We start from the raw sequence: 21,809 nt of genomic DNA, 5'->3' as shown, positions 1-21,809 counted from the left end.
GGACTGGGGACTGGGGACTGGGTGAAAAGTCTTTTTGTGTCTAGGTTTGATCGTCTGTTGATGTCCTAACACTACTGGCGATGGCTATAGTTATCAAAATAGAATTCAGGAGTCAGGAGCCAGAATTAGTGATGGGTTTGAATCCCCTACGCCGAAAGTTCTGACTCCTAAATTTTGACTTCTGAATTCTTATTCAATTTCCTTGTCTTCCTTGCCCCCGCCTCTTTGCATCTCCCTGTCCCCGCGTCCCCAGTCCCACTTTATGAGTGGGATTGTTAAGCAATGTTAAGGAAATAGCAAAAAACTCATGATAATTCGTAACAAAAAATGATCCAACGACATAGTATAAACAAAGAAAGAGGTTGAAATGCAGGTCTAGAAAATAGGTACAGGTTGTTCGCCTACCTAGTTGTTCGGGCTAGTGCAAGTCAATCTAGACTAAGAAATGTAAAAGTTTCCCAATTATGAAGAATTGGAAGAAACAAAAACATTTCGCTAGTGGCTCATCAATAGGCTTTGCCTTACCCAGACTGCTTAGGTAGTCTTTACGCCAAGCTAAACCCGATTCGGTTGTAGTCTAAACCCTGCTCAAGAAAACACATTAGGAGATTGATATGGTTCTCGACGCATTTGCAAAGGTAGTTTCTCAAGCTGATGCAAGAGGTGAATACCTCAGCGGTTCTCAACTGGATGCTCTAAGTGCATTGGTTGCTGATGGCAACAAGCGCTTGGACATCGTAAACCGTATTACCGGCAGTTCCTCAGCAATTGTTGCTGATGCAGTTCGCGAACTATTTGCGGAACAGCCCCAGTTGATTGCTCCTGGAGGCAATGCTTACACCAGCCGTCGTGCAGCAGCTTGCATACGCGATTTGGATATTATCCTGCGCTACGTTACCTATGCTATCTTCGCTGGAGACTCCAGCGTTCTAGATGACCGCTGCTTGAATGGTCTGAGAGAAACCTATCTAGCTCTAGGTACTCCCGGTGCTTCTGTGGCAGTGGGTGTTAAGAAGCTCAAAGACAAAGCGATCGCGATCGCTAACAACACCAACGGTATTACCTATGGTGATTGCAGCAGCCTGATTTCTGAATTGGGTGGCTACTTTGACAAAGCAGCTGCTGCTGTTGCTTAATCGCTGACTTGTTCGTAAGCGATTCGCGATCGATACCATTGCTACATTTTCACAAAATAATTGGGAGATAAAAAATGACAAAAACACCTCTAACCGAAGCAGTTGCTGCTGCTGATTCTCAAGGTCGCTACCTTAGCTCCTCTGAACTTCAAGTTGGATTTGGTCGCTTGCGCCAAGCTCCCGCTGGCCTCCAAGCTGCTAAAGCTTTGAGTTCAAATGCTCAAAGCCTAGCTCAATCTGCTGCGAATGCGGTGTACCAAAAGTTCCCCTACACCACCAGCACCCAAGGCCCCAACTACGCTTCTACTCAAACCGGCAAAGACAAGTGCGTTCGTGACATCGGTTACTACCTCCGCATTATCACCTACGCTCTAGTTGTTGGTGGTACTGGCCCATTGGATGATTATTTAATCAGTGGTCTAGCTGAAATCAACAAAACTTTTGAATTGTCTCCTAGCTGGTACATTGAAGCTTTGAAGTACATCAAAGCTAACCACGGTCTGAGCGGCGACCCAGCTGTTGAAGCTAACTCTTACATCGACTACGCTATCAACGCTCTAAGCTAATCGCTCTTTTTGCCCGGAGGGGTATGCAATGACTGACAGGTGTTGGCGATTGCATACAACTCCGGGCATTGTTTTTTATGAGGAATTAAAAATTAAAGATTTAAGGTTTCCCTTTTTTAAAGTTCGTTTATCTCAGCGAAAATAGGTTATTTATAGCTTTTCAGAAATTTTTTTAAACTTATAAAATTGAAGGGTTTTTAATTTTTAATAGTTTAGCTATGGAAAACGAATATGGTATCCAGGACGAGAATCAATTAACAGTAGAGCAAGCGATCGCTAATCTCCAAGGAGAAGATTTAGGATTGCGGGTATATGCTGCTTGGTGGTTAGGGCGGTTTCGAGTTGACGATCAAGAAGCAATAGATGTGTTAATTGCGGCATTAGCAGATGAGGAAGATCGTACAGAAGTTGGTGGCTATCCCCTCAGACGGAATGCAGCACGGGCATTAGGAAAACTAGGCGATCGCCGGGCAGTTGCACCACTAATGCGGGCGCTAGAATGTTCCGATTTTTATGTGCGGGAAGCAGCAGCACAATCCCTAGAAATGTTAGGAGACTTGTCTTGCATTCCGCTCTTGATAGAGTTGCTGAAAGATAACGTCCCTGGAACCCTACCCGCTACAGAACCCCCTCAATTAGCTCAACCTTATGATGCAATTTTGGAAGCATTAGGAACTTTAGGGGCAACAGAGGCAATTCCAGAGATTTGCCCTTTTTTAGATCATTTTATCCCTCGGATTCAATATTCCGCAGCGCGGGCTATGTACCTGTTAACTGCCGATGCAGACAAAGCCAATGAATATGGCGATCGCTTAGTGCAAGGACTCTCCAACGATAATTTGCAACTGCGCCGGACTGTCTTAGCTGATTTGGGAGCGATCGCGTATTTGCCTGCTGCCGAAGCGATCGCCCAGACTTTAGCAGAAAACAGTCTCAAACTAATTGCTCTTAAAGGTTTATTAGAAAAGCAATTGCAACAAACTACACTACCAGATTTATCCCCAGGGGCAATTAAAGTAATGACATTGATGGATGAATTACTTTAGAACTGTCACAATGCTGAATAAAAATATTGCCCTTCTAGTCTCAAAAATCTGTAGTGCAGTTAAATTAAATTCAGGAAATCTTCAAGACTAGATACAATCATTTCCTTGAAATTTATTAATCTAAAATCATTCATTTTGAAAATGCTACTTCAAAATAAATCTATCTATGCAGACTAACGAAAAATGAAAGTTTTTAAACCTGTATGGGGAGATTTTGCTTGTGTAATTGCGATTTACAGTCACTTAGTACAAGATTTTAGGTGAAATTTTCTCTCTATCAGCCCAATAATTAAAATAAACGTTTATTTGCTGTTTATCTGCTATTTATTTGCTTATAAAAATTGTCGATTCCTATTCATTACGACACAAATGCTGCTTTAATATTTTCTCCTTTTAGTTATGTAATGTTAACATAATTAAGAAATATAACATTTTAAATAATTTATTAGTTGAATTCAGTTAAATATATGCAATATTAAAAAATATTAATAAAAAATATCCGTACAATTGCCCTAAGTTGCAGATGCGTTTTAATCCTGAAAAAGTAGAACTTGTTACCCTTACTGCTATTGACTTGTCTAGATTTCTGAGAAGAAGTAGGAAAAGATAAAATTATCATCAGCAAAGGCTGAAAATACTTCGCAATTAGGTGCTAGAGGACATTCGATCAAAGCAAGATCGCAAAAGAGCGCCTACAAGAGTCAGTAATAGCAAATAGGGACTCTCGCATGAATATAAATCCAGCAGAATCAATAGTAGAGTTGAAAAAATCATATCCTCATATTCTCTTCGGGTCAGAATTAGACCAAAACAGTGGTAACGAACAGTTTCTACTGAGTATGTATGATTCTGTGCAAGCATCTATATTTGTGGTAGATGTCCTAGAGGATGGTGATTTTGAGTATGTAGCACTCAATCCCACGCACGAGCGATGGTTAGGTATTCGCTCAGAGGATCTCAAGGGCAAAAAACCAGAAGATATTCTCTCTGCGGTTGATGCTGCTAGGGTACGTCAGCATTATGTCGATTGCGTGCAGTTTGGCAAAACTATTTCCTACGAACAATGCTTGCAATTTCAGGGAGTTCCAACCTGGTGGAGTACGACTCTCACACCATTGCGGGATGGTCACTCCAGGATTTATCGACTGATTGGCACTAGTAGTAATATTACTCCTGCGAAACAGGTAGCACAAGCTAGAGGAATTCAAGCCGAACGAGAGCAAATATTAGAAGCGATCGCCCAAAGAATTCGGGAATATTTAGATTTAGATGCAATTCAAAACCTGACAGTTAAAGAAATCCGCCAGTGCTTGAATTGCGATCGCATCTTGATTTACCATATCCAACCTGACGGAAGTGGCACAATCGCAGCCGAATCAACTGTAACTGCTGGTAGTTCGCTTTTAGGCAAAAACTTTCGAGATCCTGGTTTTAGTATCAAATACAAAGAACGCTATGGTGGCGGTTGTATTCAAATAATTGAAGATATCTATGCAGCAGGGTTACATCCCGAACAAATAGATTTTTTAGCTTCCTTGCAGGTAAGAGCTAATTTAGTAGTGCCAATTTTGTTACAACAAGACTTATGGGGGCTTTTGATTGCCCAGCATTGCTATCAACCTTATCAATGGCAGCAGATAGAAATTGATTTACTCAAACAAGTAGCAACCCAAATCGGAATTGCAGTCCAGCAAGCAGAACTACATCAGCAAATACAGCAGTTGAGAGCGAAATTCGATTTGCAGGCACAGCAGCATCAAGCCCAACTACAGCAGACGCAGAACTTTCAAGCACTGGTGCGACGCATTACCGAACAAATCCGCGACAATCACAATGAAACTCAAGTGCTACAAGCAGCCACTCAAGAATTGGTAAAGTTACTGAAACTTGACTCTTGCTATATCGAACTTTATAACCACTCTCGCACTCACGCAACTGTTGCTTACAAATATGCAACAACTAATTTACCTCCAGAAATGGGATTTACTCGCAAGATTGCAGACTTTCTTGAAGTTTATCAACCACTTTTGGCAAAAGAATATCGACAATCAATAGAAATTGTTCCTGGATGGCATCCCAAGTTATATGTAGTCACCCAGCTAGCTTGTCCGATCTTTGACGACCAAGGGATTTTGGGAAATTTTTGGCTGCTGCGATCCACACAGGAGATGTTTGACGAATTTGAAATAGAACTAGTGCAGCAGCTAGCAAATGAATGTGCGATCGCCATTCGCCAAGCGCGGCTTTACGAAAACACCCAAGTGCAGGTCAGAGAACTCGAAAAACGAGAACGCCTCAAAAACGAGTTTCTGAGAACTCTATCCCAAGAACTGCGGACACCGATAACTAGTATCAGCCTAGCTGCCCAAACACTCGAAAGCGTGTTAATACCAGAAGGGGCGTTAGATATAGAGATAGTACCGCAACTATTGCAGATTTTGCATAACGAGTGTAGCAGAGAAAGCAAATTAATTAACGATCTGCTAACACTCACATACCTAGAAACCGAACCCGACCCTCCGACTTTAATCGCCATTGATTTACAAACTTGGCTGACTCCAATTGTCGAGTCTTTCCGAGACATCACCAGTTGTCAGCAACAGCAGTTAAAGCTGACGATTCCAACTGCAATTTTGCCATTAGAGACAGATATCACTGATTTAGAGCGAATCGTTACCGAACTGTTAAACTACACTTGCAAATACACCCCAGCAGAGGAAGCGATCGCGGTATCTGCTTGCTTAATACAAGATACAGTGCAGCTAACTATCGCTAGTTCCGGATTAGAAATTTCAGTTGGCGACCTCTCACGGATTTTTGAGCCATTCTATCGCCTTTCTAAAAACGATCCCCGGAAATATAGTGGCACAGGATTGGAAATGGCATTAGTGCAGAAAATGGTCAGACATTTAGGAGGCTCAATTCATGTAGAAAGTGCAGCCGGTCAAACTACCTTCATTGTTGAATTTCCGAAAGCAACTACACCATAACTCATGCCCAAGACTGGTAAATTAATCAGAAATTTGCTATAATTATCCCCTGTATGGGTGACTAGCTCAACGGTAGAGCAGTAGACTCTTAATCTATTGGTTGCGGGTTCAAATCCCTCGTCACCCACTCACTTCAGAGATTCAAGTCATTTTCGTTGACTATCTCTTGCCTAAAATCAGCAAGTATCCCCCTCAAAAACCCCCGCTTCCGGGGTTAATGTTTGACTAAATATTTTGACTAAATTAATTAAAAAGCCAGCGCGATCGCACTGCTAAAGTTAGACAAAAAGGGAATTTTGACTAAAAGCTGTATGAGCTACAAATACAAAGGATTCTGGGCAAGTATTCATACAGTGTGAGAATCAGATGCATCTAGATTGGCTAGAGGTGATTGGCGTTCTCGCATTCTGGGGTACAAGTACACGGTTCGCCGGAATGGTAAAGTTTGCTTTCGTGTGGGAGAAGAAGAAGAGGAAGTGTTGCCTCCTACTCATGAAGAAGCGATCGCTGATTTTCAGCATCGCGTAGATACGATTTTAGAAAGTTTATGACCGCCAATTATACAAAGGCTAGCAGTAAAAGTCTGAAATGCTTAATCTACAAGGACTAGATTCCCAGAGTTTGGCTGTACTTGGTATTGCCAATCCCCAATCCCTAGTCCCCAGTCCCCAGCAACCTGTGTAAAGTGAATTTGTAGTTTTAGCGTCAATAGAGTTTGGTGGTTTTTAGCCCAAGCAAAATATTAAGCGATCGCAATCATTGTATCTGTGTAAGAGTATATGAATCCTGAATTATGCTATATGTGTTACATTTTTGGCGATCGCAGGTTTAGCTAAATTAAACGCTACCCGCGTCGTCATTGCCCATCGCCTCAGCACAATTCGCCATGCTGACCGCATCTATGTGATTGATTCCGGTTGTGTAGTACAGGTGGGTACTTTTTCAGAACTGATTGTGCAAGAAGGATTATTTGCCCGCTTGGTAGCTCAACAATTATAGGGACTTTTTAATCAAAAACATCCCATCACTTTTGAAGCTGGGATGTGTGTGATTTCCTGCAAGATAGTCACAAAATTCTTATCCTGTGTGGGATTGAAAATTTGCTACATCCAATTCAAAGAAGTCATTATTTACAATCAAAAATCAAGCTTTTCCAACCGCCTTGTAGGTTTTTAGTCATATCTAGTTCAATATCAAAAAGCGTGAGAAGTAGTTATATATACAGGTTAACTTCACATAATATCAATTATTTTGATAAACGTGAAGAAATTTTTGTGTCTGTTTTGGCACTTTTAATTAAATATTGTCAGTATTGTTCTTGCAATCGAAAAATAAAATTCCCTTCTGTATTTCAGAATTTTATAGCGCTTTCGCCTCGAAGGAATTTTTTCGATTTTAGACATTTTACTGATAATAAGTGCCTTCTATTGCGAGAAAGAAACTAAAAAATACTGCGTCGATCCTATAAAAAAATGAATTAAGGTTATTTTGCAATGTCAATACTGTAAGTATTCAAATAGAAACACGAAAAGCTAAAAAGTAAAAAAAACACATTTATATACTTAGTTAAACAAAGTTAAATATACAATTTAATTATTTTCTAACTTGAGATAATTGTATTTTTTCAATTCTTTAGTAATCTAAGATTACATAAATCTTTTGGATTCAAGTAAATAGTGACTAATATTAATCCAGAGAACTGTACTAAACAGATTTTAGTTTGTGATGATGTTGAAGAAATGGTTCAAATCCTGAAAATCACCTTAGAATCCCAAGGTTATCAGGTAGAAACTACAAATAGTGGTTTGGAAGCCATTTCCAAGATTCAGACGAACCAACCTGATTTACTAATTACAAATTTAATGATGCCAGATATGAGTGGTTGGGATGTAATTAATTATGTGACGCAAAATCTCAAACTAACAACCCTGCCGATTTTAGTTGTCTCAGCTACTAAAGAAGAAGATTTGTTGAAAGATGAAGTAGCTGGATTTCTTTGTAAGCCAGTTAAATTTGATGAATTTGTCGCCAAAGTCAAATCAATTTTAGAAGTAAGTTAATTGATTCGATCTGGGTATGAATAACAAACTAGTCAAAATCAAACCTATTTTTAGTTAATGAAAGTACTTCTAAATAACAGCCTGGAACGGGGTTCCAGGCTAGTTATGCTATCCCGCACTCAGCACTTTTGTCGTCCCCAAAGCTTCTACTAAGCTACGGACAGCGGCAATCATTGCCACTTCGCTATTGAGTTGGTTGATGGCGGAACCAACACCAATACCAGCAGCACCAGAGGCGATCGCTAAGGGTGCTGTCACACTAGAAATGCCGGAAGCACATAATACTGGTACTGACACTGCACGAGAAATCTCGTAAGCTGCTGCTAAGGTGGGAGTAGCTTTTTCAATCAATCCCAAGGTTCCAGAGTGAGCTGGCTGGCTACTAGTACCCCCTTCTGTTTGGATAATGTCTGCCCCAGCTTTTACTAGTTCTTCTGCTAGTTGCACTTGTCTATCTAGTTCCAGGATATGGGGAACGGTGACAGATAGAGTAATTTCCGGCAACAGCGCGCGGGTTTGGTGAGTCAATGCTAAAACTTCCTCTGCCTCAAACCTGCGTCCTTGAGCATAAAAAGCATCGAAATTCCCAATCTCAATCAAATCTGCACCAGCTGCCACAGCTTGGACAAACTTTTCTGGTTCTACAGCTGATACACAAACTGGTAAATAAATCGAGTTTTTCGCTAAATCAACTAAAGCAGGATCGGCAGCAATATCGACAAAAGTAGCACCACCAAGCTCGGCAGCTTTGATAATAGCAGCGACACGATCGCGATCGAAGTTATTTAAACCGCTGATGACTTTGAGGACACAGCGGTTAGTAAATGCACGTTGGAGTGCAGGATGCATTGCCATAGTTTTTGTTTTGAGGCTACGAAAATTAGGTTTATTTTACCGTTACTCAGACGTTCGAGGTTGTAAGAGAAGCAAAAATTACTATGGCAGTGACCAAATTTTCAGAGTTTTAGATTTTTACAAGGAAAGCCTTTGACGCTTGAAGACTCCCCGTGCTGACTACTTTTCATTTTTGACTTGTTGCAGCTACTCGTTTGAATTCTGAAAAAGCGCTATACACAAGTAAATACTGAATAGATAAGCTACCGCTAGGACACAGATAGTTAAGATAAAATCAAAATCACTCATGACATTTAATTACACATAAAAGTGGATAAGCAGCCGACAAATTTAAATTTGTCGGCTTTCAATTGAGCATCCCGTTATCAAAATGCTGAAAATATAAATTTGCGCCCAAAATTTTGGACTAAGCAAAGTTAATCAGGTCAGTGAATTGATAAGACTTCAAATTTACGGGATAGTCTAAATATGACTAACCCAGAAGTTAGCAAAGATTGACCCTATAAACAGATGCGGTTTTAACCTACTTCAACTCTGCTGAGGTAGTGGTTCAATAGGTATGAGAAACTACACATGCCTGATTATTGACTAGCCTTTTCACCAAAGCTTTGCTTCACACTGTTAACTTTACACTACTGGATGTGACAGTAGCAAATAACCTGTTAACTAGCGTTTGGTAGCTTGTTAGCTTAATACATGCACGCGATCGCTACGTTTTCCTACTACGATCCTATGGTAAAGCAAACTTCCAAAATTAGCTCAAAAATTTTGTTTTTAAGGAGTTGAGCGCAAAGACTTAGAACTGGCGATCGCTTTAGCGGATCGCCAGGAACTAGAGCTAGTTTTTGCTATTAAAATACGGTGTAGGTAAGTACACCATTGTAAATGACAAAAAGCTGTTTATATAAGTATTATTTACTATTTATTTAAAGTCAATTTTTTCCTCACTCAAACACAAAGTTAAAAATTCTGAAATTCGGTAACTTTCTTGGAGATTTTACCTATTTATATAGGGCTGGCATCTTTATTTCATACTTTAGCTTTTGCACCTAATATATTTTAAGATGAGCTACAAATTATTGACTTTTATAGACTAATTGCTAAAGAAATATGAGGAAAATTAGAGAAACTCGAATGTTAATTATATAAAAAGTCCTATAGGAGCGAATAGATATCACATGAGACTTATTTACAATCTGACGTAATTACCAAACTTCATGTGATTCATAGTCATCTCCAAAGAATTGAACTTTCGTCAGCCTCTTAAGCTTTGAAATTAGGGTGAAATCCTATGAAACAACCATATCTATCTCCCGATGACTTGCCTACACATAAAACTAGGCTAATGAGTGAAATACTACTCAGCCAACTGGAAGAAGTAACTAAAAAAAGATTTTACTTAGCGTGCGATCGCATAGTACGCATTTTGTTATCTAGTTGCCACTGGTATTTTAAAGTTAATAGCGGCATTTTGATGTTAATTCTGATTTGTCATGATATTGAAACCTATCAGCATATTATGACAACTGTTCCCCACCTAGCCGCTAAGTTAAAAAGGTTTGCCAACCTAGCCAAGATTAGTATCAGTTCTCCAGTAAATCAGGGTATCCCGTGGATAATCAGTATAAATGACATCTTGCCAGCAGAAGACTCGCCTAGTCAGTGAAGGGGACAAGAAGATGGGGGATGCGGAGCAGGGGGAGCAGGGGGAGATAGGAGGAATAAGAGTAATTTTTGTATAGTTTTTATTCCCCTCTGCCCCTCTGCTCCTCCGCTCCTCTGCTCCTCTGCCCCTCCGCCCCTCCACCTCCTGCCAATTCTCAAGTAAAGTAGCGACGACGCGCTGAATATCGCAAATAGCGATAAATTACCCAAGCTATGGCTCCAAAGAGAAAATTGAGCGAGAAGCGGCTGAGTATAAACCATAAAACGTTAGGATAAAAAAGCTGCGACAAACTCAAAGGGCTAAGATCGCGCACTAGAAGAAACAGCCCAAAAATAGCATTTCCACCCAGCATCAAGGCAAATAGCACTAAACCCCGCTGCCAATAACGGTGTTGAGGTGTATGTCCATAAATTAAGACAATAGGGCGTTTACCTTCGACTCTTCGCAACAGTTGTTCTAGTCGCCAAAACATCCACAACAAAAATGGAAATAAAACATAACTAAGGAAACTGATGGGTGCTGAGTAACCCCCAGCATTAGATAAAACGTTCGCTAGGGAATGACAGATTACAGAATTTATCCAAGCCTTGGGAATCGATTTCTTATATTGATGTAACCGCATCCTAGAGGATATATATATTCCCAAAGCATATCCCCAAGGGGCAGAAAACATGGCGTGGACTGGCGTACCAATGACACGGTTAAGAATTGAGGCTGTGCCGTAGAATAAGTAAATCCAGTTCTCTTGAGCAGTGAATCCCAGGGCAACGGCTATAGTGAAAATAAAGACGCTACTAGCGCGTAATTGATACTTGCGTTGAAGATAACAAATTGGGATAATAACTGCGACAAACTTGCAGCCTTCCTCAATAGGGCCGATTTCTACAAGCTGCCGCAGGGCAACACCAAAGAGCGAATACTGGAGCCACCGCCAGTTTACAACCGAATTTGCTACATCTTCAAAAAGAAATTCTAGCTTCAGGGCAGCAAAACCAGATATTGCCCCAAAGATAAATATCAATAGCAACCATAACAGAGATGGGGTAAACTGGACGCGCCAACAGTAATAACCTAGAAGCAGCAATGGTGGAATTGCTGCCCACAGCACGATAAAGAAATTATCCACTCACCTGAGCAATGACGGTGCGATGGCGGGGGCTATTGCTAGCGATAGTGGGAGTTTGAAAACCTGCTTCAACCAGAGTTTGCTCGATATCTAAGGCGAAATATTCATCTAAATACGGTTCAGTACTTTTGAGCAGCGTCAAAATGTAAGGCGGCATTTTCTCAAAAGCTTCAGATTTGGGATTCATGTCCATAATTGCTAAGTAGCCACCCGGACGTAGTACGCGCCGTGCCTCAGCAAAAATTTGTTGGGTTGCTAATTGTGGTAATTCGTGGCAAACCAAGAAAATGGAGACTAAATCAAATGAGGCATTTGGTAGCCCAGTCGATTCAGCTGCGGCATGAACCCAGTCGATTTTAGCTTGACGTTGTTGTGCGCGGTAGCGAGCAACGGCTAAAAAGTAGGGAGATAGGTCTAAACCTGTGATTTTGGCGTGGGGATAAACTTCTTGCAGAGCAAAACTACTTAGTCCGACGCTACAGCCCAAGTCTAGAATGTCTTGCGGTTCATGGGCAAGAGAGGGTTTGAGGATATCGTGGTAACTTTGGCGTAGTTTGGCATCGCCTTGGGCTTTAGCACCCTGCCAAATTTTCGCGTGGACGGCGTAAGCAGCAGGTTCTACTTCAAAAGCAGCTTGCCAGCTAAGATTTCCAGTTTCATAGGCGTGGAAGGAGGTAAGGTAGTAATCTGGGTAGGAAAGCTGAGAGTTTTGCACTTGAGCGAAATCGCTTTCCCAATCAAGGGATTGTAATTTCTGTACTTCTTTCGTCCAAGGTACGCCAATTTTCTCGGCGCGTTTAATCATCATTTGTCTGGCTTGGTGTTTGGCTAGGTTGGCTAAAGGCTTGATAGCCAGTATGCCATTTACCAAACGGGTGGCGAAGCTAGGAGAAGTTTGTACAGCAGCGGTCATAAGTTTGCGTTGAACCATCTTTGCATTCAAAAAAGATGAGGTGAGGAACTAAAAACTTAAAAATTGATATTCATGGACTGGATACCAAGTAAATCGCTTTTAATCCTGGAAAAATTATTTCAGGATTCCATCTATTATTCCAGGATGGTATATATTTTAAAGAGCAAGCTTAAATCTGCTTGTTTAAAAATTAAGCTTCTACCTCTAGCGGAGTAAGCTACGTGAATTTCCAAGGCCACAACGCTTACACCGCTAGGATATGAAGCCGACACAAACCCCTACATTAAGGAGTTTTACCATGTCTAGACTAACATTTAGTCTAGATGACGTACTGCTGCGTAGTCAACTGCTCCGCTTGAGGCAATCTGTCGATAATTCCAGCAAGCAGTTAATCGATAACATTTTGAATTTATCAGATATACATCTACGCATTCTTGTCATCGTATATGTCCTAAACCAAGCGAAAATCAAGGAAGTTGCCCAAGAAGTTTGCCTGGAAAGACGCACGGCAAGCCAGCGATTATTAGAACTTGCGGAAAAAGATTTGCTTGGTAGTTTACAGTCTCCAAGGCAGCATCCTGATTTTCCAGGCGTAAAGACTTATTTCGTTTTACATGAGTCAATTAAAATCATCCTTGGCGATGTAATTGAAGCACTAAAATCAATTGAGCCAAGCAATAACGGTAATAATGGCACTCCGATCCAAGAAACTGTGGATTGTAATTCGGATAAAGGGAAGTCAAGCAAGGATGAGCTTTTCGGGCTATACCAACTCCGACAGTTTTATAAAAACCTTGTGGATATGCCACCAACAGCCCAAAAAATTTATCATTTGCTTGGTGACACAAAGCAGTCGGCTAAATCTTTATCTGAAAGAATCGGGTGCGATACAACAACTGTCAATAAACATCTAAAAAAATTTTTCGACTTGCAAATAGTTAATCGTGAAGTAGCATCTTCTGACACTGCTGGCAGGGGAGAATTTTTGTACTTTCTGTGTCCTGGAATTTCTCATATTTTATCTGGAATCAAAAATCAGCATAAAGCTGAATCTTTTTCTCAACCGGAATCTGACAATAGTAATCATGTTCTAGCGGAAGAGTCAAATATGAATACAGAATCTTTTCAACAGCCATTAGCTTCTCAACCTGCCGATAAAAATGCTGTTGAGAGATTTAACTTACTTACGCAAAAGCTAAAAGAGTTTAGTAAGCTATCAGATCAACTTGGACAACTGTTAGAGCAAGTTGAAGAAAGAGAACAAGAATTGCGTAGACTTCTTGGCCCTGGAATAGAAACAGAAAATGTGATAGCTAAACTTAAATCCAAAAATTCATAAAACAAAGCGGTGATATTACTTCACGGCTTTGTCAACTCATGGGCGGCGCTTGGTGCTAGACGGGTCTCCTAAACTCAGTGCTGAGGATTTTAATTATCCTGCCGTCCAAAAGCTGATACGCACATATTAATACATGTGCGCCAAATTTTTATATGGGCTTGAGCCAAAGGAAATCATGGGTAAAAGCAAGTCACAAGAGCTTCACTACGAAGGTTACCTGGTTCATCGTCGCGCAAGTGACGGGTTAGTTAGCTTGACTGATATGTGGAAAGCTGCCGGACAACCAGCAAATAAATCTCCACGAGATTGGAAACGCCTTGATAAGACCCAAGAATTGCTTGAAAATTTAGCTTTTGGGACAGGCATCTCACCTGTCCGAGTTAAAACTCAAAGGAGCAAGTTATCTAAAGCCCGATACATTACTTCTGAAATCCTTGGGATTCTTGAAACTGTTAAACATGGGAGACATCCTGCAACGTATGGCACTCCTGAGTTAGCAATTGATTATGCACAGATTCTTTCAGCTAAGTTTCATCAATGGACTTTAACTGTACTCAAGGAACGTATTGAGGAGGAAGTCAACCCAGAACTGGCTTACAAAAGAGGACGAGATAGAGCTATTCAAGGATGGAAAAGGCAAGGTAAATCAGACGACTGGATTCAAGACCGTATTAATAGCATCGAGAATTACAAACAACACACCAGCATTCTTGCTGCTCATGGTGTTGGACGAAAAAATGGGCGTAATGGCTTTGCCGAATGTGCAGACGCTATTAATCTAGAAATTTTAGGAGGGCGTTCTAAAAGAATCAGAGCGATTTTAGGATTAACTAAGAAATCTAAACGACTTAGAGATAGTTTGACGAGAAAGCAATTGACAGCCCTTAGCTTTGCGGAAGCGCTAGCCGATGATGAAATTGAAGTCAATAATTTGCAAGGCAATCAATCTTGTCGGCAAGCGTGTTCTCAAGCCGCCTACAGAGTTGTTTTAGCTGCTCAAGGCTCTACAAAGATTGTGGCTAAACTCGTCTAAAGTTACAACCTAGTTTCTAAAGTGGTATGAACCTAAAACAGATTAGGCATTCGTCTCTGAATATCTTGAGAACTTTTTGTAACCTAGTTACCTTTGTTGATATGTCTATAAAGTAAGATGCTTGTATAGCAAGGTTTTTAGTCTTTTGCCTAAATATAAGATTAACTTATAACATAGAGCGATTTTCAAATCAATATTTTTTAAACTGATAGCCACCTGCTGTCACTTCTAGCTTGTCTTGTTTCCAGCCTTGGTAAATTGGTGTTTTGCTGCCGTTAGCATTTTGATAAACAGCAAAGTGTTTTTGCCAATCATGGTAAGAGCCATTCCGCCAAACTTTTGGTAGTTTTGAATGTTGATACTGAAGTTTCAGTTTTCCTACAACTCCTCGATATTCAACCACTCCATCGTCAATTTGATTGAGATTTAAGCGAGAACGTGACAAGATAGAACGTTTAAACTGTTCCCAATTGCCGTGGGTTTCTTGTTCGCCGACTTCTAGGGCAAATCCACTGACGTTTTTCGATGTGGCGATCGCAGTTAATATGCGATCGTCAGGGTAGCGTTGTTTGATTTTCTCTGTTGCTGCCGCGTTGATGCCTTCTATATTCAAATTAATTGGTGTCAGTGCCAACCATGTCTTTTCGTAGCGGATGAAAGCCACGCCGTTTATATTTTCTAATTTGACAGACTTTGGTAAAAAGAATTGAAATGGTGCTTTGGGCTGCTGGTTGAGCCAGATTACCAAATTTCGGTATTGTGCAACATTATCACCAGCGATTGAAGAAGTAGAGATTTTAGTAGCATCTGTCCCCGTTGCGGCGATAAAGTAATCAACACCGCGTTGCTGGTTAAATGCCAACATTTTAAAGCCATTCCAATCACCGCCAGAACCTTGAGCTAATGTCCCTAGTTGGAAGGTATGGCCAAAATAAAGAGTTTCGTAAAACTGGGGTGCATCTTCTCCCCCAGGCTTCCAATTTTCATAAGTGGGTTTGGAGTTGAATAGTTCAAGCGGCTTGGGAAATTGCTTCCGTGCTAAAGCTATTGCTGCTAATGGCGGACGGTAGCTGCTGGTAATTAAATGGACTTCATCAACGGCAGGATCGGGATCTGCTAAAGGTGAATCACCAAAGTACAATCCTAATTCATGGGTAGCCAGAGAACACCACACACAATTTCCTTGACTATAATCGCGCTTTGTCGGGCCACCAAATCCACCCCGCCAATATTTCAGCGCCCCAGAAATAAATAACCAATCAAGCGCAGATTTAGCCAGAGACTTTACCTGCGAATCTTTAGCAAAATCATAAAGATTTACATAGGCAGTAATTGTATGTCCTAAATAGTTTTCGGAATCCCATTCTCCTTGTCCAATTTGGTAGAGGATATCGATATTTCTTTCTAGACGCTGTTTGTATATTTTGCGTGTCGCTTCGTTGCCAGTTTCTTCAGCAAACAAATAAACTGCGACTTCTCGCATTGCTTTTAAGTTATCAGTGTTGCGGCAGTCTACCCAAGTATTACAGTTGTCTTGTAATTTTTCCCCAAACTGACGACGGCTGGAGTGGCGCGTTAGCGGATCTACTTCTGTAAGAATCCGCATCGCTTCTTTCATCCGTTGGCGATATGTCGGGTCAAGATATTTACCAAAGTAAAAGTATTTGCGGACTTGACCTTTAAGCGTGAAACCAGAGTAAAAATCAATACCTAAAGTGTGGGCATTCTTTTGGGCATCGGCATCTTCAGACTGGAGAAATGCGATCGCTTTTTCTCGGTTCCCCGCTAAAAAGTCAATCATTGCCCTGGGATAAGATTTCTTTTCGTTTTCACCCGCTGTACTTCCATAGTTTCTCCCTGCCAATTTTTTAATTACCGCTTGGGAACGCTGTTCAAATTCAGCTTCCAGCTGCGGTGTCCATTGGGTTTTTACTTTTACTCGACTATCAAAAACAGGAAAACAAATTAAGCTCAGAGTAAATGTACTTACAACTAAAAGTTTCATGATTTACCAAAGCAATTTCAAGGCACAGAGAGGCTTGAGCGAAGTGCGATCGCTATATTTGTGGCTGAAGTGCGATGATTACAGTTTAGTCAGTTTTTGATGTCATCAGCCAGAAAGCAGCCTCCTGTCTCCTTAACTACTTCAGTGAGTAGCTACAGCTACCTTTGCATGTTTATCAACGTAATCCACAAATAATTGCTTCAGTCGGGGACTAACATTAGTGTGGTCTACGAAACTAAAGCCTAAACTCCGAGCCTTGGCTAAGGTTTGTTCTGGTGTTAATCCTTCTTCAACAGCGATACTCAATAACGCAATTCCTGTTGAGCGCATACCTGCTGCACAATGCACCACAGCCGGTTTAGGAATCTGTTCTAGTGCCGTTAAAATTTTGGTAATCAACTCTTCATTCAAAGCTTCTAACTTCAGCGGCACATTCAGATAATGCAGTCCCAATGCTTCTACTACCTGTTGCTCATCCTTAAAAAATCCTAGTTCATCAGGCGATCGCAGATTTACAACCGACTTAAAACCCTCTTGGATAGCTTGTTTTATCTGTTGTGGGATTACTTGTCCTGTGGTTGTCAAGTTTTCATTAATCCGGATAGCGTTAATCACTTTTACTCCTTTAACCTTCGAGTCCTTCCAATGTCGTAAATCAATTTCTAAGCAAGCTTTTATAAGCTATTCAAACAAGCACAGCGAAATTAGACAAATCCTAAAAGCTATCGCTTGATTGCCTCTGATTTTGCCTTTTGAGGTTGGCTATTTTATTGCTTTATCAATAATATACACTTTGTCGATAGGATTACCGGATATTAGAACTTAATATAAATTTTGCCGATAGATTTACCAAAATTTATACTTCAAGAGTCAGGAGTGAAAGGTACGTATGTAAAAGCTGAGTTGATTACGTGTTGCGATCCTGACTTTTCACGGTATGTGGAAAAGTCAGAGGGTGTGGGGTGTAGTCAGGCTTTCTTGTTTTCCCTACACCCAACACCCAGCCTTAACGAGGGTTTGAAGACTTCCCGTGAAAAGTCAGGTTGCGATCGCCCCGACAATCCTTAATGCTCGAAACTGATATTCTGGTATCAGAAAATCAAATAGGTATGTGATTTTTCATGCCAGTTTCTGAAACTATGAACGCCAATGAAATATCTCTGCGACCTGCTGTAGAAAAGGATGCGTGGGTGCTGAGTGCAATTCATATTGCTGCCATCAAAGCTCTACCTGCTACTTTCTATACACACAAAGAACTGTTAGCTTGGCGCAATTACCGCGAAAAGCCTGATGGTTCAAAAATTTTGAAGAGTATGAAAACCGAGACCTTCTGGGTTGCTGTTGAAGGTGATATCGTCATAGGGTTTGCTAGTTTCATTGTTGACGAACTTATCGGGCTTTATGTCCATCCAAGTTATCAAGGTAAAGGAATTGGGCGAATCTTAGTGCAACATTTTTGCAACGAAGCGATCGCTCAAGGTATAGATAAAGTACTGACTACTGCTAGCCTTTATGCTGAAGGATTTTATTTGCGTCTAGGATTTACAGCCATAAAAAGAGCGCCTCACTACTTAAGAACCAATGTAGTTGTCCCAGTTACTAAAATGAGTAAAACGTTGACTATCTCGTAGAAGTAGAGAATAGGAAAGAAGGAATAAAGGTGTACCTACGCTTGGCAAAAATTAAATAGGAATCCTATATACTACAAGTCAGTACTTGCAAGCTTAAATGACTAAAATTATCCGTTCGTCTGCTCTTACCCGTGTACGTTTAATAGAAGCTGCCTCGCAGGTATTTGCTAGTTTAGGTGTGCAAGGAGCAACTACCCGTGAAATAGCTCGCGTTGCTGGTGTAAATGAAGTGACTTTATTTCGCCACTTCTCTAGCAAAGAACAACTTTTAAAAGCGACAATCGAAAATGCCTCAGCACTTCAGACAGAGGCTCTCGAACATCCAAAAGTGTGGACGCAGGATCTAAAAATAGATTTAAAGCAGTATGCTCGGCTTTACAATACGATGCTGGAAGCTCACGAAGACTTAATTCGTACATTCATTGGGGAAGCCAAACGTCATCCCGAAGCAGCTAAACAAATTATTCAAGAAGCCGCCAAACCTTTAGGAGAAAAATTAGTTAGTTACTTGCAGTCTAGTCAGAAACGAGGTCAGGTCAGACCCGATCTCGACCCGTTCCCCGCAGTTGATATGTTTACAGGGATGCTGCTAGCTGGAATGCTGCGTCGAAGTGCAAAGTGTACTCAACACAACTATAGCTGTGAGGATTATATCGAAACCTGTGTAGATGTTTTTGTTCGTGGTATTAGTACTACTCCCCTTTCAGTTGACAATGCGCCTATAACCCAGGAACTAGACTAGGTTTGTAAGAGATGGAAGTGGGGGGCAGAGGAATAGGGGGGAATAAAGACTATACAAAAATTACTCTTACTCCCCTCATATCCTGTATTCCCCTGACCCGATTATTGTCTTTGTGCAGCTAAAGCGATCGCCTGTGGTAAAATTCGATGTTCTTGAACTTGAATTCTGGCGTGGAGTGTTTCTGGTGTGTCTCCTGGCAAGACTGGTATAGCAGCTTGGATTAATATCGGGCCGCTATCTACTTCCAAACAAACTAAATGTACTGTACAACCAGTGATTTTTACACCAGCTTGCAAGGCTTGTTCAATAGCATTTATTCCTTTGAAACTAGGCAACAAACTGGGATGAATATTAATGATTCTATTAGGAAATGCATCAATCAATACTGGTGTTACCAGTCGCATCCAGCCTGCCATAATCACCCATTCGACATCGTTATCCCGCAAAGTCCGAACAATTTGCTCGTCAAAAGCTTCGCGACTATTGTATTTGCGATGATTCAACAAAACAGCTTCTACACCCCTGTTGGCTGCCCGTAGTGGTGCTTTAGCCGCAGGGTTATTGTAAATCAATACTTGAATTTGAGCATTGAGATACCCGTCTTCAATAGCTTGGGCAATTGCTTCAAAATTGCTGCCATTGCCGGAAGCTAGAATTCCCAGTTTCATGGGAGTGCTTTGTGTAACTTGGTTGCTGGAGATGTTGGGAGAAATGAGACTAATGGTAGCAGTATCGATAGTAAAAGATTCACTCATAGAGTGTTTATTGCGATAACAAATGTGAACCCCTGGGACATTGTACTGCTTGAGATTCTTTTATAGGTAATTTTGGTGCAACTGGTGGTATGGTTGAAGGTTTATCAGTTTCACAAATAGCTGTAAATGTTGAAACATCATTTTTAACTTTTCTGATGAAAGCAATGCCTGTATAGCTTCTCAGTTCGGGTTTTTTCGCAGCAGCCGTACTGATTACACTTTGGTTTTGGTTGCCTTGGGTGAGAATGCGATAGCGATAGTTCTCAGTCTCCGGCTTAATCCCAAGCTGAAGTTGCTCAAGTGTTGAACTAAATTTTTCGTTTTCTAGGTAATAAGCCTGTTGTGCGCGATTTATAGCGCCAATAAATAATTGACCTTCAGATTGTGGATTATTACTTTTTATTTCGTTGTCGTTGAGGTCAGTAAGTTTGATATTAGCAGGTAATGTTGTAGCATCGGAAATTTTTCGGAACAGAGAAACTTGAGAAGAAAAAGCTGTGGGTCTGGGTTTTCCAGGATTAGTACCTTCTATTTGTAATTGCAACTGACCATCAGCAGTCAATTCAAAAATTGTCAACACAGGTTTCTGATTGCTGGGAATTGTAATATCTATATGCATAGGTTTTGGTATCGGGTTGATGCGATATTTCAACTCGATACCAGTAGGATTTTTAGAATCAAGAAAATAAATAAATAATTTACCTTCTGGGGCAAAAATAAAGTTGAGTGAGTTTGAGGATGATGGGTCTTTAGCTTGCCATTGACCCAATAATTTCTGAGCAACAGAGTTTTTTTGCTGATTTGGTTGAGATTGAGTCGGTATTGGTGCTGTTGATGGTTGAGCCAGTACAGTTGCATTAAGAGTCACCAATAATGCTACAAATACGCTAGAGGTAAGCATTTTGCTAGCGATTGAAAGTTTATCAGGAATAGGTAAAATTTTAGACATGTAGTTAATAACAACTAGAGCGACAGTATCTTAGCAGACCCATTTATAACACAACTCCAAGCCAAGAATGCCATGAAAACATCGCGCTTATCTCGGATGCAATTGCTGGATAATGATACATTTGCTGCCTGGATATTTCTCTCACCAGCACTGATATTGCTAGGTGTCTTTGTGATTTGGCCGATCGCCTATTTGTTTTATCTAAGTTTCACAGCTGGTAGTTTCACTTCCGCAGGTACTTACTGGATAGGCTTGAAAAACTACTGGCGCTTACTATTTACCCCAGATTTCTGGCAAGTTTTGGGGAATACCTTTTATTTTACTGTTGCTACCCTGATTCCTAGTCTAATCATTCCCTTGGGATTAGCAGTGTTATTAGACCGCTCCCTTGCCTTGCAGGGAATATTACGGAGTGCTTATTTTCTACCTTCAATTATCTCTCTTGTAGCGGCTGGTTTGGGATTTCGCTGGCTATTCCAAACCACCGGGCCTATAAATGCTTTCTTAAACTTGGTTGGTATTCCAGCAATTTCCTGGCTAGGAGACACATTCTGGGCCATGCCAGTACTAATTTTATTGAGTATTTGGAAACAATTAGGTTTCAATATGGTGGTGTTTTTGGCAGGGTTACAGACAATTCCCCGCAGTCGTTATGAAGCCGCCGAATTGGATGGAGCTAATGCCTGGCAACAATTTTGGCATGTCACCCTACCCGGATTGCGACCTACTTTAATATTTGCAGCAATTACTACCGCTATTTTTACATTGCGGAGTTTTGAGCAAGTTTATGTAATCACAGGTGGCGGGCCGCTAAATTCTACGAACTTGCTGGTTTACTACATTTATCAAGAAGCTTTTGCTCAATTTGATTTTGGTTATGCAGCAGCAGCAGCAACAGTACTGTTAGCTGTGACGTTAGTACTAGTGTATTTGCAGTTACGCACTTGGGGGGAAGAGTAGAGGGCAGGGGGAGCAGTGGAGATGAGGGGGAGCAGGG

General features: G+C 40.9%; 21 protein-coding genes and 1 tRNA gene. 15 read left to right on the top strand and 7 right to left on the bottom strand.

The genetic code is table 11. The features are described from left to right. Nucleotides 1–614: 614 nt before the first annotated feature. The 8 genes from I8752_RS16255 to I8752_RS16220 all read left to right on the top strand — a co-directional run bounded on the left by I8752_RS16255 (nucleotide 615) and on the right by I8752_RS16220 (nucleotide 7,798). Nucleotides 615–1,136: a phycocyanin subunit beta gene (locus I8752_RS16255; protein WP_214433351.1), complete on the top strand. Its 522-nt coding sequence runs from the start codon at nucleotides 615–617 to the stop codon at nucleotides 1,134–1,136. A gap of 74 nt (nucleotides 1,137–1,210) precedes the next feature. Further along, nucleotides 1,211–1,702, top strand: coding sequence for a phycocyanin subunit alpha (gene cpcA, locus I8752_RS16250; RefSeq protein WP_214433350.1), 492 nt, complete (start codon nucleotides 1,211–1,213; stop codon nucleotides 1,700–1,702). A gap of 218 nt (nucleotides 1,703–1,920) precedes the next feature. After that, a complete protein-coding gene (locus I8752_RS16245; RefSeq protein WP_214433349.1) occupies nucleotides 1,921–2,748 on the top strand; it encodes a HEAT repeat domain-containing protein in 828 nt (275 codons plus the stop codon). Nucleotides 2,749–3,476: 728 nt separating this feature from the next. Continuing rightward, entirely contained in the window at nucleotides 3,477–5,738 is a 2,262-nt protein-coding gene (locus I8752_RS16240) for a PAS domain-containing sensor histidine kinase (RefSeq protein ID WP_214433348.1), read from the top strand. Between the two features lie 55 nt (nucleotides 5,739–5,793). Further along, nucleotides 5,794–5,865, top strand: a tRNA-Lys gene (locus tag I8752_RS16235). Between the two features lie 250 nt (nucleotides 5,866–6,115). After that, nucleotides 6,116–6,289: a hypothetical protein gene (locus tag I8752_RS16230; RefSeq protein WP_214433347.1), complete on the top strand. Its 174-nt coding sequence runs from the start codon at nucleotides 6,116–6,118 to the stop codon at nucleotides 6,287–6,289. 262 nt (nucleotides 6,290–6,551) lie between these two features. Then, nucleotides 6,552–6,737, top strand: a complete 186-nt coding sequence (locus I8752_RS16225) for a hypothetical protein (protein WP_214433354.1) — start codon at nucleotides 6,552–6,554, stop codon at nucleotides 6,735–6,737. A 677-nt stretch (nucleotides 6,738–7,414) separates the two neighbouring features. Then, a complete protein-coding gene (locus tag I8752_RS16220) occupies nucleotides 7,415–7,798 on the top strand; it encodes a response regulator (RefSeq protein ID WP_214433346.1) in 384 nt (127 codons plus the stop codon). 108 nt (nucleotides 7,799–7,906) lie between these two features. Here the strand turns inward: I8752_RS16220 and I8752_RS16215 are convergent, their stop codons facing one another. Continuing rightward, nucleotides 7,907–8,653 (bottom strand): DUF561 domain-containing protein, encoded by a 747-nt coding sequence (locus I8752_RS16215; RefSeq protein ID WP_214433345.1) that lies wholly within the window; start codon nucleotides 8,651–8,653, stop codon nucleotides 7,907–7,909. Between the two features lie 1,291 nt (nucleotides 8,654–9,944). On the opposite strand from I8752_RS16215, the gene I8752_RS16210 reads away from it, so the two are divergent. Then, complete coding sequence (locus I8752_RS16210) at nucleotides 9,945–10,319, top strand: hypothetical protein (RefSeq protein ID WP_214433344.1); 375 nt, start codon at nucleotides 9,945–9,947, stop codon at nucleotides 10,317–10,319. A 154-nt stretch (nucleotides 10,320–10,473) separates the two neighbouring features. Here I8752_RS16210 and I8752_RS16205 read toward each other — a convergent pair whose 3' ends face one another. Together I8752_RS16205 and I8752_RS16200 are read right to left on the bottom strand one after the other, a co-directional pair. Beyond that, nucleotides 10,474–11,445, bottom strand: a complete 972-nt coding sequence (locus I8752_RS16205) for a PrsW family glutamic-type intramembrane protease (protein ID WP_214433343.1) — start codon at nucleotides 11,443–11,445, stop codon at nucleotides 10,474–10,476. Then, nucleotides 11,438–12,358: a class I SAM-dependent methyltransferase gene (locus I8752_RS16200; RefSeq protein WP_214433342.1), complete on the bottom strand. Its 921-nt coding sequence runs from the start codon at nucleotides 12,356–12,358 to the stop codon at nucleotides 11,438–11,440. The genes I8752_RS16205 and I8752_RS16200 overlap by 8 nt, the downstream gene beginning before the upstream one ends. A 403-nt stretch (nucleotides 12,359–12,761) precedes the next feature. Here I8752_RS16200 and I8752_RS16195 point away from each other — a divergent pair, with 403 nt between their 5' ends. Both I8752_RS16195 and I8752_RS16190 read left to right on the top strand, forming a co-directional pair. Then, complete coding sequence (locus tag I8752_RS16195) at nucleotides 12,762–13,697, top strand: hypothetical protein (protein WP_214433341.1); 936 nt, start codon at nucleotides 12,762–12,764, stop codon at nucleotides 13,695–13,697. 133 nt (nucleotides 13,698–13,830) lie between these two features. Then, nucleotides 13,831–14,730 (top strand): KilA-N domain-containing protein, encoded by a 900-nt coding sequence (locus I8752_RS16190; RefSeq protein WP_214433340.1) that lies wholly within the window; start codon nucleotides 13,831–13,833, stop codon nucleotides 14,728–14,730. 190 nt (nucleotides 14,731–14,920) lie between these two features. Here the strand turns inward: I8752_RS16190 and I8752_RS16185 are convergent, their stop codons facing one another. Together I8752_RS16185 and I8752_RS16180 are read right to left on the bottom strand one after the other, a co-directional pair. Continuing rightward, nucleotides 14,921–16,639 (bottom strand): hypothetical protein, encoded by a 1,719-nt coding sequence (locus I8752_RS16185; RefSeq protein WP_214433353.1) that lies wholly within the window; start codon nucleotides 16,637–16,639, stop codon nucleotides 14,921–14,923. A 237-nt stretch (nucleotides 16,640–16,876) separates the two neighbouring features. Beyond that, nucleotides 16,877–17,350: a beta-lactamase hydrolase domain-containing protein gene (locus tag I8752_RS16180; protein WP_214433339.1), complete on the bottom strand. Its 474-nt coding sequence runs from the start codon at nucleotides 17,348–17,350 to the stop codon at nucleotides 16,877–16,879. Nucleotides 17,351–17,569: 219 nt separating this feature from the next. Here I8752_RS16180 and I8752_RS16175 point away from each other — a divergent pair, with 219 nt between their 5' ends. From I8752_RS16175 to I8752_RS16165, 3 genes are all read left to right on the top strand, one after another. After that, nucleotides 17,570–17,803: a hypothetical protein gene (locus I8752_RS16175; protein WP_214433338.1), complete on the top strand. Its 234-nt coding sequence runs from the start codon at nucleotides 17,570–17,572 to the stop codon at nucleotides 17,801–17,803. A gap of 53 nt (nucleotides 17,804–17,856) precedes the next feature. Then, complete coding sequence (locus tag I8752_RS16170) at nucleotides 17,857–18,366, top strand: GNAT family N-acetyltransferase (protein ID WP_225895692.1); 510 nt, start codon at nucleotides 17,857–17,859, stop codon at nucleotides 18,364–18,366. 97 nt (nucleotides 18,367–18,463) lie between these two features. Further along, complete coding sequence (locus I8752_RS16165; protein ID WP_214433337.1) at nucleotides 18,464–19,108, top strand: TetR/AcrR family transcriptional regulator; 645 nt, start codon at nucleotides 18,464–18,466, stop codon at nucleotides 19,106–19,108. 101 nt (nucleotides 19,109–19,209) lie between these two features. On the opposite strand, the gene purN is transcribed toward I8752_RS16165, so the two are convergent. Both purN and I8752_RS16155 read right to left on the bottom strand, forming a co-directional pair. After that, nucleotides 19,210–19,863 carry a phosphoribosylglycinamide formyltransferase gene (gene purN, locus I8752_RS16160; protein WP_214433336.1) on the bottom strand — a complete coding sequence of 218 codons (654 nt, stop codon included), beginning with the start codon at nucleotides 19,861–19,863 and terminating at the stop codon, nucleotides 19,210–19,212. Between the two features lie 7 nt (nucleotides 19,864–19,870). Next, entirely contained in the window at nucleotides 19,871–20,812 is a 942-nt protein-coding gene (locus I8752_RS16155) for a type IV pilin-like G/H family protein (RefSeq protein ID WP_214433335.1), read from the bottom strand. A 72-nt stretch (nucleotides 20,813–20,884) separates the two neighbouring features. Here I8752_RS16155 and I8752_RS16150 point away from each other — a divergent pair, with 72 nt between their 5' ends. Further along, nucleotides 20,885–21,772, top strand: a complete 888-nt coding sequence (locus I8752_RS16150) for a carbohydrate ABC transporter permease (RefSeq protein WP_214433334.1) — start codon at nucleotides 20,885–20,887, stop codon at nucleotides 21,770–21,772. Nucleotides 21,773–21,809: the final 37 nt, after the last annotated feature.

Origin of the sequence: Dendronalium phyllosphericum CENA369, from assembly GCF_016056275.1 — a bacterium.
Lineage (GTDB): Bacteria > Cyanobacteriota > Cyanobacteriia > Cyanobacteriales > Nostocaceae > Dendronalium > Dendronalium phyllosphericum.
This window is presented reverse-complemented; position numbering and strand designations above follow the sequence as displayed.